This window comes from Natrinema pellirubrum DSM 15624, from assembly GCF_000230735.2.
Taxonomy (GTDB): domain Archaea; phylum Halobacteriota; class Halobacteria; order Halobacteriales; family Natrialbaceae; genus Natrinema; species Natrinema pellirubrum.
Genome location: NC_019962.1, coordinates 3,193,663 through 3,207,127, shown reverse-complemented (window position 1 = coordinate 3,207,127; position 13,465 = coordinate 3,193,663). Strand labels below are relative to the sequence as shown.

The window sequence follows — 13,465 nt, the reverse complement described above, 5'->3', positions numbered from 1 at the left end:
TTGAGATCTGGATGATGTGGGAGGAGTACAGTTCGTTGATTCTGCAACCATCAGAATTAGGTCACTTTGTGAGAACCCGTACGTGGATGACGGCGATGTCTCTGGCGGATACGTCCAGAGAAAGAGAGCAGGCGGCGAGCCCTAACTCGCCGCCTGCGATAGGTTATGCACGATACACTTGCGCGTGAGCTCTCGGAACTGGCCGTGCCAGCTCCGAGAGCGTAACTTCTCACCGTCATCCTTCAGCAGTGAGAACGCAGTCTCACTCAGTGTCCGCTGATGGTACAGATCTTCGTCCATCCGAGCGTTATGCGCTTTCTTCAGCGCATTGTGCTCCCTGTGTTTGATTAGCGGTCGTGTCGCGCCAGCGCGACACTCCTCTCTGAGATCTGACCACGAATAGTTCGCATCTGCAAGGAACTCTTGCAGGTCTTCGGCGTTGCGCCGATAGACCTGCAAGCCGATGTGTCCGTCCCACTTGCGCTTCGTCGTGAAATGAACGTCTTTGATCGCCAGTGACTCTGTATCGACCAAAATCGTTGTCTTCAGCTTGTGAAACGAGAAGCCAGCACGATTCCGGTAATGATAGCTGGTTTGATCTCGCTGGAAGCCACTGGCGTCGATTGCTGCTGTTCCCGACCAGCCAGCCTGCTCCGCACTGCGGCGGAGCAGGCTGCGGAGTTCACGCATGTCGACCTGTTGCTCCCATCGACAGAGCGTGGTGTGATCCGGCGATTTGTCGATGTTAAGCTCTTCACGGATGGCTCTGGAGTCATTGAACCATGCTTCAGTCTCTCGGAAATCTTTGTCGAGTTCCGCATGCAAGAGGATAAACGCGATCTGAGTCCACTCGGCGAACCCGCTGGCGCCGTCCGGCGCAGCGGGTTCGTCAGGGTTATCCACGTGCTGTTTGGCAAGATTCTTACACTGCCGTATGATCGGCCGTTTCGACCTCATATCGCAAGACGGCGTCCAATTCCCCACAAGCCTCACGGAAATCAGCCGAGAACAAGGCTGAAACTGGTGCTATTCGACGCTGCAACAGAGCAACTCGAGTGGCACGGGCTCGCGATGGTGGAGTTCCTGCGGGATCCGTCCGACGGCGAGTTCAAGCTGATGGAGATCAACCCGCGATTCTGGTCCTCGTTGCCGTTCTCGGTCCGGGCGGGCGCGGACTTTCCCGCCTACTACTGGCAGTTGGCGACCGGCGAGCCGATCACGTCGGAGCCGACCTACGAGGTCGGCGTGGGCGGCCATCTGCTGCGGGGCGAACTCAGCTACGTACACAGCGTCGCCACCGAGGAGTATCCGCTGGTCGAGCGACCGTCGCTCGGGTCCGCCGTCCGCGAGGTTGCGACGTCGCTCATCGCTCACCCACGGTTCGATTACGCCGTCGCCGACGACCCGGTGCCGTTCGTGCAGGACGGCGTCAACCTCGTTCGGACGTGGCTCGGGAGCCGATCGGGGACGGACGAGGCGGCGGCCGAGACGGGGGACGACGGGACGGAGCCGACCGGCGCGACGCCGACGATCGATCGCCCGGCGACGGAGTCGACGGGACCGGCCCAGACCGACGGCGGCCCGACCGGACTGCAGTCCGGCGATGCGGACGACGGGACGCGGTGACCGACACGTTGCCAGCGCGAAACGTCGATGTAACCGTCCAAGACCAGCAACACAGCACAATCGGAATTACGGAATTCGTAACTGACTCGTGTTCACAGTACCAAAATAGATCGCAAAGCGGGAGATCAGGTGTCAGTCGTACTCGGAGGCGAGTTCGAGCGCCGTGTTCCGAGTACGTATAGCACAGTCATGACGAGCAAACCGCCGAAGAAGAACGCAAAAAGGAGTTCGGACCATGTTTCATCGGAAATGAGTGTCCCTATCGTCCCGCCGGCTACGACTGCCCATGTCGCTTTCAGGATCGTACTCTCCCGTGTATACTCGATAAGAGCGCCGAGGGTTCCGAGCGCGGCCGCGACGAGTAAGTAAGGCAGTGGCGTCACGACTTCGACTACCTGCCCCGTAGCGATCGTATATAGCCCCGTTGCCACCACCCCGGATAAAATCATGGTGAACGTAGTTCTTGTCTGTGATGTGTGATTAGTCATCTAGTTTCAGCCCTGACTTATGGACTAGGGTCGGCGAGTGCGAGATATCCTGGAACGCTCTCTGCTTCCTCGAGATCTTCATGCGAATATTCATGACCTGCTGCAGTACCAATACGAATTTGGGGGGTACCAACTGGACCGTCGCTGGCTTCGTCCCAAAGGCCCACGGTGAATTCGTCCCCGGCCGTATCGAAGTCTATGATAACGCTCCCAATGGCCCCACAGACCCCTGCTGCACCCCACCCCGCACCGGGGAGAGCCGCACAGATTACACCCCCAATTGCACCCCCAGCTGCCTGTCCAATATCTTCCCCTGCTACTGCTGCAACCCCGACTTCGTATTTTGTGACATTAGGAAACGAGTATTCACCGAGAGTATCCCCCCAAGGGTCGGTTTCTTGGAGGATTTCGAGATCAGTGTCGACTTGTTGAGTACCAACATTGGTACGAGGGTTCGCTTCTATGAGATGAACCGAAGTACTCTTCTTGTCAATTCGGTATCTGTATGTTTCATCAATACTTACGTCCACTATCTTCTGTTGTTCTGTTTCCGAGACCACTTCAACACTACACTCATCGCATTCGTCGTTTGATTGAGCTGCGCCGCTTCCGACTGCGGCGATGCCCAAAGTGAGTCCCGATGCACACGTGCGCAATACCGTTCTTCTTTTTCTCATATTGCGACCTGAAATACCATGGATGGAAAGTAATCTGTTGAGTACTACTTTCTATTCTGTTAACTTATCGTAGCTATTATAAACTACTTTCCTGACCCAAATATATGGGAATTGGACGGTACCGGTCCTTACTATAGTTACTGACTGAACTTCAGTTTGGACCACCAACGCTTAACGGAGCGCACACGCAGCTATCAATATGACTCGAGGTGTCACCGATGGTTAGTAACGAGACCGAGCGACTCCTGACGGTCGCTCTCGGCGGGCTCGCGTCCGCTGCGGTCGCGGTCGCGCTGTTCGTCGTCTATCCGCAGACGCTGACGGATCTGTTCGGCGTGTTGGTCGCGATCGCCGCCGTCCTCGTGGGGCTGCGATTCACGAGCAACATCGCCGGGTCGCTGTACCCGAGCTATGACGTCGCCGAGGTCGCCGTCGAAGGACCGATCAGCCGCGACGGCGGCGGTGGGCCCCTGCCGACGAGCCCGGGTGCGACGCCGGCCGACGACGTCGTCGACCAGATCGATCGTGCCGACGAGGACGACAACGTCGACGCGCTCCTGTTGAAGCTAAACACGCCCGGCGGTGAGGTCGTCCCCAGTGACGACATTCGCCTGGCCGCCGAGCGATTCGACGGGCCGACCGTCGCCTACGCGACCGACGTCTGTGCCAGCGGCGGCTACTGGATCGCCAGCGGCTGCGACGAACTCTGGGCCCGCGAGGGGTCGATCGTCGGCTCGATCGGCGTCATCGGCTCCCGGGTCAACGCCAGCGACTTAGCCGAGAAGGTCGGCCTCTCCTACGAGCGCTTTGCCGCCGGCGAGTACAAAGACGCCGGCACGGCGCTCAAAGAGATGGACGAGGACGAACGCGAGTACCTGCAGGGGATCATCGACGACTACTACGACACCTTCGTCGAACGGGTCAGCGACGGCCGCGACTTAGAGCCGGAGTTCATCCGCGACACGGAGGCCCGGATCTACCTCGGGGAGCAGGCCCACGAGCTGGAGTTGGTCGACCACCTCGGTACCCGCCGCGAGATCGAGGCCGAACTGGCCGACCGGCTCGAGACCGACGAGGTCGTCGTCGAGGAATTCGAACCCGAGCGTCCGCTGATGGCCCGCGTCGGCGCGGGCGCCCAGAAGGTCGCCTACGCCTTCGGGGCCGGCATCGCCGGCCTCGGCGACGGCCGCGGGTTCCGACTCCGGAGCTAACTGCGCGGGGTCGCCCGCTCGAGTCCCCGTCCCCCGGTCGAGACCGCCACGGGAGCGATCGAACGAGTAAGTGGTTTTATCGTTGCACAGAATGCATCGGCTACCGTGACAACGCTGGTCGTCTGTCTCGACCGGACCGACGACGTGGGCCGCAAGACCGGCCTGCGCTCGCCGGTCGTCGGCTGGGAGGCAGTCCGCGCGCTCGTGACCGATGTCGGCCTCGCGGATCCGGAGGACTCGGGAGTCAACACCTTGCTCGAGTCGCTGCGGGTCGCCCAGGACTTGCGCGACGAGAACGAGGAGGTCGTCGTCGCGGTCGTCTCGGGGGACCACGAGTCGATGGTGTCGGCCGACCGGGCGGTCGCCGAGCAGCTCGACGACCTCATTGCGGACTACGATCCGGACTCGGCGGTCGTCGTGACCGACAGCGCGGAGGACGAACGGCTGATTCCGATCGTCGAGAGCCGCGTCCAGGTCGATTCGGTCGACCGGGTCGTCGTCCGCCAAGCACGGGACATCGAATCGACGTACTACCTGCTCAAGCAGTTCCTCGCCGACGAGGAGCTGCGCCAGACGATCCTCGTCCCGATCGGGCTGACGCTGCTGGTCTTTCCGCTGCTCGCGACGACCGTCGGCCCGGCTGAGGGAGCGGCCGCGATCACGACCGTCATCGGTCTCTTCCTGCTCTACAAGGGCTTCAACATCGACGAACGCCTGACCCGACTCGCCCGCGGGACCCGCGAGTCGCTGTACTCCGGGCAGGTATCGGTCGTCACCTACGTCGTCGCGGCCGGGCTGACCTTCGTCGGCCTGTTCGTCGGCGCGCTCGGCGTCTCGGGGCTCGAGGATACGTCCGGCGTCGTGATCCCGGCGACCCGGTTCGCGTTCGACAGCGTCCCGTGGCTGGCGATGGCCGCCCTGACTGCCAGCGCCGGCCGCCTGCTCGACGAGGCGATCGGCGACGACCCCATCCGCACCTCCTTTCTCAACCTCCCCTTTATCGTCGTCGCGGTGGGGCTGGTCGTCCGCGGGTTCTCCGCGTACTTCCTCGAGCAACAGGGCCAGATGGAGTCGTTTGTCGTCCCGGCCAACGAGTTCCTCATCTTCTCGAACGAGCGGTTCGTGATGGGGGCCGGCGAACGCCTCGCGCTCTACGTCGTCACCGCGATCGTCATTAGCCTCGTCGGCGCACAGATCGCGGCTTCGCTCAGTGGCTCGAGCGGCGAGGACGAACGGAGCGACGGCGGCTCCGATGCGGGTCCACAGGACGGCGCGACGGCCGACGGCGAGTCCGCGGCCCCAACCCCCGATTCCGGCGCGGTCCCGGATCGGAGCGATCCCGAACTCACCGACGGCGGTGCGGCCACCGGCGCCGACTCGCCCGCCGATCGCGACCGCTGACCGTTTCGACTCGGTATCCATTTACCCGCGCCGGCCGACGACCGACCATGAGCGACGCAGACGGGACGTGGGTAAGCCTCTTCTCGGGCGGGAAGGACTCCTCGTGGGCGCTGTACCGGGCCCTCGAGGCGGGACTGCCCGTCGACCGGCTCGTGACCGTCCACCCCGCGGGCGACTCGTATATGTATCACGTCCCCGCGACGGAACTGGCGACGCTGGCGGCCAAGAGCATCGGCATCGAACTGATCGACGTCGAGCCCGACGACTTCGCGGCCGACACGGCCGCCGACTCCGGGGTGCAAGGCGACGCCGAACTCGAGCCCCTCGAGGCCGCCCTCGAGGAACTCGACGCCGACCTGCCGGGCGGGATCGCGGGCGTCACCGCCGGTGCCGTCGAGAGCGAGTACCAAACGAGCCGCATTCAGGGCATGTGCGACCGCCTCGGCTGTGAGCTGTTCGCCCCGCTCTGGCAGGAGGATCCCCGCGACCTCGCCGACGCGATGCTCGAGGCCGGCTTCGAGATCGCGATCATCCAGGTCGCGGCCCACGGCTTGGACGAGTCGTGGCTCGGGCGCACGCTCGACCGGGAAGCGATCGCCGAACTCGAGGCGCTACACGAGGAGTACGGCGTCCACATTTTGGGTGAGGGCGGCGAGTTCGAGACCTTTGTCGTGGATGGGCCACATATGGATCGGCGAATCGACCTCGAGTACGAGCGCGAGTGGGAGGGGACACGCGGCCGGTTGCGGATCACGGACGCGACGGTAACATAGGGCAGTGTACCGCGAGCGAACGGAAATGCGGCGCGTAGCGCCGCGGGTCAGTGAGCGAGCGGGCTTTTTTGGTCCAGATTTTTTGCTCGAGTGGTCAGCCGTTGGCTGACCCGAGAGGAAAAAAGTGGTTCTGAGACCTTCGTCGTGGATGGGCCACATATGGATCGACGGATCGACCTCGAGTACGAGCGGGAGTGGGAAGGGACGCGGGGGCGCTTGCGGATCACCGACGCCCGACTCGAGTGACGTGGTTCGCGATCGATGCGGACCGGCTCGAGGGGGCAGCAAGAGATCGGTTCGAGCCGACCGTCGATTGCTCTGTCTCTCGAGATTCATGGTCGTGAACGCCCACAGATAGTACAACTGGGCGACGATTCGAATTTTATTTCGATGGTCGTATCGGTCACAACGATTTTATATAATACCTGATTACAGACCGAGCGGATGCAATCGAGACGTGACGTTATTCGAACTGGGGCAGGCGTTGCGGGGACCGGACTACTGACGGCGCTTGCCGGCTGTAGCGAGATTCCGGTCGTCGGGAGTTACTTCGGCTTCGACTACACCGAGTGGGTCTACGATCCCGACGGGCTGGATTCGGACTCGGTGACGGCCTTCCTGATGAACGTGGAGGCGATCCTCGAGACGGACGAGGTGGAGAACAAAGGCGACCTGCGCGAAGAGGCCACGAACAACTACAGCGGCGAACTCGTCGCCGACGACATCGAGTACGTCCTCAACGTCGGCCGGTCGGAGATACTGACCGGTTCCTTCGACGGGGAGGAGGTCGTCGACGGGATGGGGTTCGCCGCGGAGGGCAGCCACGGTGACTTCGACCTCTACACGGACGACGAGGAGGAGAACGCGGTGATCGGAACCGACGGGGACGTCCTCGTCAAGACGTCCGGAAACGGGTTCTCAGACGTCGACGCCCGCGAGGAGATCGAACACCTGATCGATACCGCCAGCGGCGACGTCGACCGGTTCGTCGACGTGAACGACGACTTCGATCAGGTACAGAGCGAAGTGGACACGGACCACTACGTCTACGTCAGCGGACAGACCGAGTCGGCGACCGAAGACGCCGCCGACGATACCGTCGTCACGACCGCGATCACCGCGGAGATCGACGGCGCTGAGACGAACGGGACATACCTCCTGTTGTACGCGAGCGAGGACGGCGTCGATCTCGAGCAGGCCGAATCCGACGTCGAGAGCGACCTCTCGGAGGAGGCGACGCTGGGGGACGTCTCGCAGGACGGCCGTCTCGTGACCGCCGAATTCACCGTCCCGACCGAAGAGTTCTAGTCCGATCGCGCCGCGTCGGCGGCCACTGCGGCCCCGTGCCGGTCGGTTCAGCGGTCCCGATCGACTCGAGCGCCGTGAACGTCGGCGATTCGCTCCCGGTCGGCCGGCTCCGTCGCCCGCCACCACGCGATCCGATCGATCTCGAGTCGGCGATACCCCGAGACGACGGCGAGCCACTCACAGGAGGCGATCGTCCGCTGGGGCGTCGCGGTGTCGATCGGCGAGCGCTCGAGATCGTCGTCGATGGCCGACAGCAGGTTTTCGAGGGGCGGATCCGGCCGCGGGGTATCGACGCCGGCCAACTGTCGCAGGTACTGAACGGTCCCGAGGCCAACGCCGGCGATCGATCCGATCGGATCCGACTCGTGCCGGTAGTGATCCGCGGTTTCGGCCCAGTCGACCAGCGCCTCAAGGTCGTCGTCGGTCGGGGAGTCAGCGAGGACGGCCGCGATCTCACAACAGACATCGCGCTTGCGCCGGGCACCCAGCGCCGCCACGAGGTCGTCGTCCTCGCGTTCGAGGGCGGCGAGGTCCGAAAACGACGCGATCCGCCCGGTCGCGACGAACGCGTCGCGAAACCGCTTGACGGCCGGTTTGATCCCATCGAGAAAGCCCTGTCCGGTCGCGGCCGCGGCGGCCTCGGCGACGAGCAGTAACGGGTTCGAGCCGGTCCAGCGCCGGAACTCGCGGAACTGGGCCGTGAGTTCCGCGGCCGGGACGCCGTCGGCGCGGGACTCGAGTGCCGCCCGGGCCGTCTCGTCAACACTCATGTCCGTTGGTCACGGGTGACACACGGCATGCCCATAGGTGTATCGCCCGATTCCCGCGATCGACGGCCGGCCGTCGCTACGCGCCGCCGTTCGTGATCGTCGTGTGGGCACCGATGAGCGCCCCCGCGAGATCGAGGTCTTCGAGCGTGGTTCCCCGATCGATGATCGAACGGCGAATGTCGCCGTTGCGAACCGTCGCCTCGGGGAAGACGACGGTGTGGTCGAGGTCGGTCCCCTCGAGGGTCACGTCGGCCATGACGTGGACGTTCTCGCCGATCGTGGCGTCTTCCAGCGTCGCGGAGTCGGCGACCAGCGAGTCGCCATCTAAGTGCCAGGCGACGGCGTCGAGATAGCTCTCGGGGGTGCCGATGTCGAACCACGCGCCCTCGAAGGTGTAGGCGTAGGTAGCCTCGCGGTTCTGGAGCCACTGGACGAACCAGCCGGGTTCGTCGGGGTTGTTGCCGTCCTCGAGGTAGGTCGGCAGGAGATCGAGCGATTCCTTCGGGAACGCGTAGCAGGCGATCGAGACGAGCGTACTCTTGGGGTCGTCGGGCTTCTCCTGGAAGTCGACGACGCGGTCGCCCTCGAGCTCGACCAGCCCGTAGGATTTGGCCTTCTCGCGGGTGCCGACGTCGTAGGCGGCCAGCGTCGGCGCGTCCCGCGCTTCGAACGCGTCCAGAAAGTCGGCGACGTCGAAGCTGATCAGGTTGTCGCCGGCGATGATCAGCAGGTCGTCGTCGACGTCCTCGCGGTCGATCAGCTGGGAAAGCGCGCCGACGACGCCGAACTTGTCGTCTTCCTCGGTCGTCTCCTCGACCGAGAGCCGAGGCTTGTCGAACTCGCTATCGGCCAAGTGGGCCTCGAAGTCGGGGGCGAACCGTTCGTTGGTGCTGACGTAGACCTCGTCGATTCGCTCGTCGGCCTCGAGTTCCGCGAAGATGCGATCGACGACGGTCGACTCGCCGATCGGGAGGAACATCTTGGGCCGATGTTTGGTAATCGGCCACATCCGAGTCGCGTACCCGCCTGCAAGGACGACGGCCTTCATAGGGCGGTGTTCTCCTGCGGGGTCTAAGTCAGTTGTCCTTTCACTGGGTTCGGGCGAGCGGCGGCCACGGACGGACTCGCGGCGGTGAGCGGAGAGCAAACGGTAAAAGCACACTCGCCGTACCCCCGGTATGCGCGAGGCCGACGAAACCACCCGACAGAAACTCGCCGACGCCCTCCGGGCCGAGCCGGCGACGCCGAGCGAACTCGCGACGCAGTTCGATCTCACGCCCCACGCGGTGGTGGGCCACGTCGAACACGTCTCCCAGTCGGTAGCCGACGGCGACGAGCAGTTCCTCGTCGCCCCGCCGACGTGTCGGGACTGCGGGTTCGACGACTACGACGACCTGCTGAACCTCCCCTCGCGGTGTCCCGACTGCAAGAGCGAGTCTATCGACGAACCGACGTTTACGATCGAGTGACCCGACAGTCCACCCTCGGAGACTGTCATCACCGGTGTCTAATTTCGTCTTCGATTCGACACTAATATTTAGCGCGCAAGAGCAAACCCGGTAGTCCCCTCGAGCGAGCGGTCGTGTCCCGGTCGACGAACCCCCGCGTGTCCGGGCACCGTCTCGGCCGTTCGACTCGAGCCCATCGAACAGATATGAGTCCCGCACCACACTCGGAACCCGATCGCGCCGAGTTCGTCCAGGCCGTCCTCGACTGGCTCGACGAGCCCACCGCATCGGCAGAGACGATCGACGACGCGTTCGCGTTGCTGTCCGACCAGCGCCGCCGGCTGCTGTTGCGGGTCATGCGCACCTACGACGAGGAGCTGACGCTGCCCGACGCCGCGGAGGAGGTCGCCATCCGGGAGACAGGCCACGGCGTAACGGACATCCCGGCCGAGCGGGTCACCGAGGTCTATCTCTCCCTCTATCACGATCACCTGCCGCGGCTGGTCGATGCCGGCCTGCTCGTGTACGATCAGGAACGCGACCTCGTCGCTCCCGATGGGATCTAGAACTCGACGTTCGAGGTCGACGTCCGATCGAGATCGTCCGTCTCGAGCGGGCCGGGACCGACGAACTCGTACTCGTCGTCGGTCAGGTAGACGTCGCCGTCCGAGACGGTGATCTCGAGGTCGGTGAGATAGGCTCCCTCGCAAGGGCCGAAGGTACAGCGGCCCGAGTCGGGTTCGAAGTACGCGCCGTGGTTCGCACAGACGAGTTCGCCGTCTCGGATCGGTGCGCCCGACCCCTTGTCCAGTTTGATGTGGGTGAGATGCTGACAGTAGTTGAGCCAGCAGGCGACCTCGTCGGCAGGACCGTCGCCCTCGGCTTCGGTCCGAACGAGTATCGCTTCCTGCTCGTCGCCCGCGCCGTCGGCGACACGAAACAGCACCGTCGAGTCGGCGGGCACGTCCGCAAGCGCCGTGATCCGTCCTGCGTCCATGGGACCCCGATTACCGGTCGTTTGCCCTGAACGTTTCGACAACGAGCGTGCATATGTCTGACGGAGTTTTAACCGCCTCTCCGCCAAACGCCGCCTATGGATTCCCTTCTCGTCTACGGCTCCTACGGCTACACCGGGCGGCTGATCGCTCGCGAGGCGGTCGCTCGCGGCGGTTCCCCCGTCGTCGCCGGCCGCGACGGCCGCGCGGTCGCCGAACAAGCCGACGCGCTCCGGGTCGAGGGCCGGACCGTCGACCTCGCGGCCGACGACCTCGAGCGCCGACTCCGCCCCTTCGACGCCGTCCTCAACTGCGCCGGCCCGTTCGTCGAGACGGCCGGCCCGCTGGTCGACGCCTGCCTCGAGACGGGGACGGACTACCTCGACATCACCGGCGAGTTCCCGGTCTTCGAGCGGCTCCGCCAGCGCGACGAGCAGGCCCGCGAGGCGGGGATCACGCTATTGCCCGGCGTCGGCTTCGACGTCGTCCCCTCGGACTGTCTGGCGGCATTTCTCAACGAGCAGCTCCCGGCCGCCGACCAGTTGCGACTCGGGATCAAGGGCGGGGGCGGCCTCTCACGGGGCACCGCCCGGACGATGCTCGAACACCTCGGAGACGGCGGCGTCGTGCGCCGCAACGGCCGACTCATTCAGGTGCCGACCGCGTTCCGGTCCCGCGAGATCGACTTCGGCGACGGCCCCGAACACGCCGTCACGATCCCGTGGGGCGACGTCGTCACCGCCGCCCACAGCACCGGGATCGAGTCGATCGAGGTCTACGCCGCCGCGCCGTCGTGGGCGGACCGGGCCCTCTCGGCGGTCGACTCGCTGGGCTGGCTCCTCGAGCGCGGTCCCGCCGAGCGAGTCCTGAAGCGACTGATCGACGCCCGACTCGAGGGGCCGGACGACCGCCAACTGGCGACCGGCAGCGCCGTCGTCTGGGGCGAGGTGACCGACGAGGCGACCGGCCGACGGGCGCGAGCCCGCCTTCGTACCCCCAATCCCTACGCTCTGACGGCCGAGTCGGCGGTCGCGGCCGCTCAGCGGATCCTCGAGGGGGGCCGGGTCCCGGCCGGCTTCCAGACGCCCGCATCGGCCTTCGGCAGCGAGTTCGTCCTCGAGCTGTCGGCGACCGAGCGGGAACTGGTCGAGGCACCGGCCGAGTCCGGCGGGCAAGCGGCGGCGATCGGCGAGTCCGAGCGGCCGTCGCCGGTCGAGCCGCGGTGAACTCGCTCCGTTCGGCGGGAGTGGAACCACGTTTTCCCATGGCACTCGAGTGGCGAGCCCCGGCGAGGCGGTCCCGAGGACTGCAGACCTCTTGGATAACCAATCACTTTTGTGCGTCCGGCTCGAGTCGGTAGCTATCGATGTCCTCCGATCGACCCACCCTCCGTGAGCGGTTCAGGAACGATCTCCGGACCGGCTCGCTGCCGGTTTTGCTGACCGCGGTGCCGATCGCGATGGCGGTCGGGCTCGGGAGTACGTGGTACTGGGACGAGTTCGCCGGTGGGTTCATGGTACTCATGCTGCTCGGCGTGATCGTGCCGTCCGTTCACGAAGCACACTGGCCACAGGAGTGGCCCTGGTCGACCGATGTCTTGTGGACCATCGCCGCGTCCGCCGTCGCGCTCGGGCTGTTCGCCGTCACGTATCTGCTCGCCGGGTTCCCAATCGACGACCCGACTCACCGCGCGGCGATCGCCTTCGCCGTGACAAGTCTCGGCGGCTGGTCGCTGTCGTGGGCGATTCGACGGGAGTGAGCCGCTATTCGTAACAGATCCGCTCGACCCGCTCGTCGTACAGCCGCGCGAGCCGGTCCGTGATCGGCCCGCCGCCGATCGCATGGCCGTCCACCGTCTCGATCGGCCGGAGTTCCCACGTTCGGTTGGTCAGCAACGCCTCGTCGGCCGCGCGGACAGCCGCCGGCTCGTATCGCCCCTCGCGGACCGGAATCCCGGCCTCGCGGGCGAGTTCGAGGACGATCCCGCGGGTGATCCCCGGCAACACCGGGCCGTCGGTCGTCGGCGTGTGGAGCGTGCCGTTCCGGACGAAACACAGGTTGCTCGTCGCGCCCTCGGCGATCCGGCCCTCGAGATCGCACATGAGCGCCTCGTCGCTTCCGGGCTCGAGTTCCGTGCGCGCGAGGATCCCGTTCAGGTAGTTGTGGGTCTTGGCGGCGGTGGGGATCGACTCGTTGGGGACCCGGCGGGTGTCGACGGTTTCGACGGTCGCCGGCCCGTCCCAGACGGGCTCGCCCTCTACTCCGCCCCGCGGGAGCGGTTTGGCGTAGACGACGACGGTCGGGTCGACCTCGGGAGCGGGCGTGAGCTTCCCCGGTTGGACGCCGCGGGTGATCGACAGCCGGACGTAGGCGTCCGCGAGGTCGTTGGCCGCCAGCGTCTCGTCGATCCGTTCTCGGAGGTCGGCGGCGGCGAGCCCATGCTCGAGCGAGAGCGCTTCGCAGGTCCGCTCGAGGCGTTCGCGGTGGGCGTCCCACGCGAAGACGGTCCCGCCGTAGGCCCGCAGGGTCTCGAAGGCGGCGTCGCCGTAGCGAAAGCCCCGGTCGTCGACGCTGACGGTCGCCTCGCTGGCGGGGGCGAGGTCGCCGTCGACGTGGTAGATCGGGTCGTCAGTCATGGCGGTGAATCGTCTCGTCGTGGCACTCGGAGGTGTATGAAGGTGCTGTCTGTGGCTCGAGGGCGCCGGCTTCGTCCGTCGATACGCCCTCGATCCGCCTGTCGTTCGAATTCTTGTGTTCGTACACACGAA

At 65.0% G+C, this 13,465-nt stretch carries 14 protein-coding genes and 2 pseudogenes; 10 read left to right on the top strand and 6 right to left on the bottom strand.

The annotated features are described in order from the left end of the window. Nucleotides 1–141: 141 nt before the first annotated feature. Nucleotides 142–957 (bottom strand): IS5-like element ISNpe14 family transposase, encoded by an 816-nt coding sequence (locus tag NATPE_RS15485; RefSeq protein ID WP_015298633.1) that lies wholly within the window; start codon nucleotides 955–957, stop codon nucleotides 142–144. Between the two features lie 78 nt (nucleotides 958–1,035). Between NATPE_RS15485 and NATPE_RS15480 the strand changes: the two are divergent. Beyond that, nucleotides 1,036–1,626, top strand: a pseudogene (locus NATPE_RS15480) (carboxylate--amine ligase); the annotation flags it as partial. 505 nt (nucleotides 1,627–2,131) lie between these two features. On the opposite strand, the gene NATPE_RS22385 reads toward NATPE_RS15480, so the two are convergent. Then, nucleotides 2,132–2,743 carry a hypothetical protein gene (locus NATPE_RS22385; RefSeq protein ID WP_152422614.1) on the bottom strand — a complete coding sequence of 204 codons (612 nt, stop codon included), beginning with the start codon at nucleotides 2,741–2,743 and terminating at the stop codon, nucleotides 2,132–2,134. Between the two features lie 266 nt (nucleotides 2,744–3,009). Between NATPE_RS22385 and sppA the strand changes: the two genes are divergently transcribed. The 5 genes and pseudogenes from sppA (at nucleotide 3,010) to NATPE_RS15455 (ending at nucleotide 7,484) form a co-directional block, all read left to right on the top strand. Continuing rightward, nucleotides 3,010–4,002, top strand: coding sequence for a signal peptide peptidase SppA (gene sppA, locus NATPE_RS15470; RefSeq protein ID WP_006182523.1), 993 nt, complete (start codon nucleotides 3,010–3,012; stop codon nucleotides 4,000–4,002). A gap of 105 nt (nucleotides 4,003–4,107) precedes the next feature. After that, on the top strand, nucleotides 4,108–5,403 hold the full coding sequence (locus tag NATPE_RS15465; protein WP_006182522.1) for a DUF373 family protein: 1,296 nt from the start codon (nucleotides 4,108–4,110) through the stop codon (nucleotides 5,401–5,403). 47 nt (nucleotides 5,404–5,450) lie between these two features. Beyond that, the gene (locus NATPE_RS15460) at nucleotides 5,451–6,176 is read left to right on the top strand and encodes a diphthine--ammonia ligase (protein WP_006182521.1); all 726 of its coding nucleotides are present in this window, start codon (nucleotides 5,451–5,453) and stop codon (nucleotides 6,174–6,176) included. Nucleotides 6,177–6,308: 132 nt separating this feature from the next. Beyond that, nucleotides 6,309–6,422, top strand: a pseudogene (locus tag NATPE_RS21520) (diphthine--ammonia ligase); the annotation flags it as partial. Nucleotides 6,423–6,620: 198 nt separating this feature from the next. Continuing rightward, the gene (locus NATPE_RS15455) at nucleotides 6,621–7,484 is read left to right on the top strand and encodes a hypothetical protein (RefSeq protein WP_006182519.1); all 864 of its coding nucleotides are present in this window, start codon (nucleotides 6,621–6,623) and stop codon (nucleotides 7,482–7,484) included. 47 nt (nucleotides 7,485–7,531) lie between these two features. On the opposite strand, the gene NATPE_RS15450 is transcribed toward NATPE_RS15455, so the two are convergent. After that, the gene (locus NATPE_RS15450) at nucleotides 7,532–8,254 is read right to left on the bottom strand and encodes a hypothetical protein (protein ID WP_006182518.1); all 723 of its coding nucleotides are present in this window, start codon (nucleotides 8,252–8,254) and stop codon (nucleotides 7,532–7,534) included. Nucleotides 8,255–8,330: 76 nt separating this feature from the next. After that, nucleotides 8,331–9,302: a sugar phosphate nucleotidyltransferase gene (locus NATPE_RS15445; protein ID WP_006182517.1), complete on the bottom strand. Its 972-nt coding sequence runs from the start codon at nucleotides 9,300–9,302 to the stop codon at nucleotides 8,331–8,333. Nucleotides 9,303–9,432: 130 nt separating this feature from the next. On the opposite strand from NATPE_RS15445, the gene NATPE_RS15440 reads away from it, so the two are divergent. Both NATPE_RS15440 and NATPE_RS15435 read left to right on the top strand, forming a co-directional pair. Then, nucleotides 9,433–9,723 (top strand): transcriptional regulator, encoded by a 291-nt coding sequence (locus NATPE_RS15440; RefSeq protein ID WP_006182516.1) that lies wholly within the window; start codon nucleotides 9,433–9,435, stop codon nucleotides 9,721–9,723. 185 nt (nucleotides 9,724–9,908) lie between these two features. Next, nucleotides 9,909–10,268 carry a DUF7344 domain-containing protein gene (locus NATPE_RS15435; RefSeq protein ID WP_006182515.1) on the top strand — a complete coding sequence of 120 codons (360 nt, stop codon included), beginning with the start codon at nucleotides 9,909–9,911 and terminating at the stop codon, nucleotides 10,266–10,268. On the opposite strand, the gene NATPE_RS15430 is transcribed toward NATPE_RS15435, so the two are convergent. Beyond that, nucleotides 10,265–10,699, bottom strand: a complete 435-nt coding sequence (locus NATPE_RS15430) for a Rieske (2Fe-2S) protein (protein WP_006182514.1) — start codon at nucleotides 10,697–10,699, stop codon at nucleotides 10,265–10,267. The two genes, NATPE_RS15435 and NATPE_RS15430, sit on opposite strands and share 4 nt — an antisense overlap. Nucleotides 10,700–10,795: 96 nt before the next feature. On the opposite strand from NATPE_RS15430, the gene NATPE_RS15425 reads away from it, so the two are divergent. Continuing rightward, nucleotides 10,796–11,923, top strand: a complete 1,128-nt coding sequence (locus tag NATPE_RS15425; protein WP_006182513.1) for a saccharopine dehydrogenase family protein — start codon at nucleotides 10,796–10,798, stop codon at nucleotides 11,921–11,923. A 140-nt stretch (nucleotides 11,924–12,063) separates the two neighbouring features. Next, nucleotides 12,064–12,456 carry a hypothetical protein gene (locus NATPE_RS15420; protein ID WP_006182512.1) on the top strand — a complete coding sequence of 131 codons (393 nt, stop codon included), beginning with the start codon at nucleotides 12,064–12,066 and terminating at the stop codon, nucleotides 12,454–12,456. Between the two features lie 4 nt (nucleotides 12,457–12,460). Here NATPE_RS15420 and NATPE_RS15415 read toward each other — a convergent pair whose 3' ends face one another. Further along, nucleotides 12,461–13,333 carry an aminotransferase class IV gene (locus tag NATPE_RS15415; RefSeq protein WP_006182511.1) on the bottom strand — a complete coding sequence of 291 codons (873 nt, stop codon included), beginning with the start codon at nucleotides 13,331–13,333 and terminating at the stop codon, nucleotides 12,461–12,463. Nucleotides 13,334–13,465 lie beyond the last annotated feature (132 nt).

What these genes read in the sequence shown, in the direction of transcription:
- NATPE_RS15485 (WP_015298633.1), bottom strand. Translation starts at nt 957, where the DNA reads ATGAGGTCGAAACGGCCGATCATACGGCAGTGTAAGAATCTTGCCAAA.
- sppA (WP_006182523.1), top strand. Translation starts at nt 3,010, where the DNA reads ATGGTTAGTAACGAGACCGAGCGACTCCTGACGGTCGCTCTCGGCGGG.
- NATPE_RS15460 (WP_006182521.1), top strand. Translation starts at nt 5,451, where the DNA reads ATGAGCGACGCAGACGGGACGTGGGTAAGCCTCTTCTCGGGCGGGAAG.
- NATPE_RS15455 (WP_006182519.1), top strand. Translation starts at nt 6,621, where the DNA reads ATGCAATCGAGACGTGACGTTATTCGAACTGGGGCAGGCGTTGCGGGG.
- NATPE_RS15450 (WP_006182518.1), bottom strand. Translation starts at nt 8,254, where the DNA reads ATGAGTGTTGACGAGACGGCCCGGGCGGCACTCGAGTCCCGCGCCGAC.
- NATPE_RS15445 (WP_006182517.1), bottom strand. Translation starts at nt 9,302, where the DNA reads ATGAAGGCCGTCGTCCTTGCAGGCGGGTACGCGACTCGGATGTGGCCG.
- NATPE_RS15440 (WP_006182516.1), top strand. Translation starts at nt 9,433, where the DNA reads ATGCGCGAGGCCGACGAAACCACCCGACAGAAACTCGCCGACGCCCTC.
- NATPE_RS15435 (WP_006182515.1), top strand. Translation starts at nt 9,909, where the DNA reads ATGAGTCCCGCACCACACTCGGAACCCGATCGCGCCGAGTTCGTCCAG.
- NATPE_RS15430 (WP_006182514.1), bottom strand. Translation starts at nt 10,699, where the DNA reads ATGGACGCAGGACGGATCACGGCGCTTGCGGACGTGCCCGCCGACTCG.
- NATPE_RS15425 (WP_006182513.1), top strand. Translation starts at nt 10,796, where the DNA reads ATGGATTCCCTTCTCGTCTACGGCTCCTACGGCTACACCGGGCGGCTG.
- NATPE_RS15420 (WP_006182512.1), top strand. Translation starts at nt 12,064, where the DNA reads ATGTCCTCCGATCGACCCACCCTCCGTGAGCGGTTCAGGAACGATCTC.
- NATPE_RS15415 (WP_006182511.1), bottom strand. Translation starts at nt 13,333, where the DNA reads ATGACTGACGACCCGATCTACCACGTCGACGGCGACCTCGCCCCCGCC.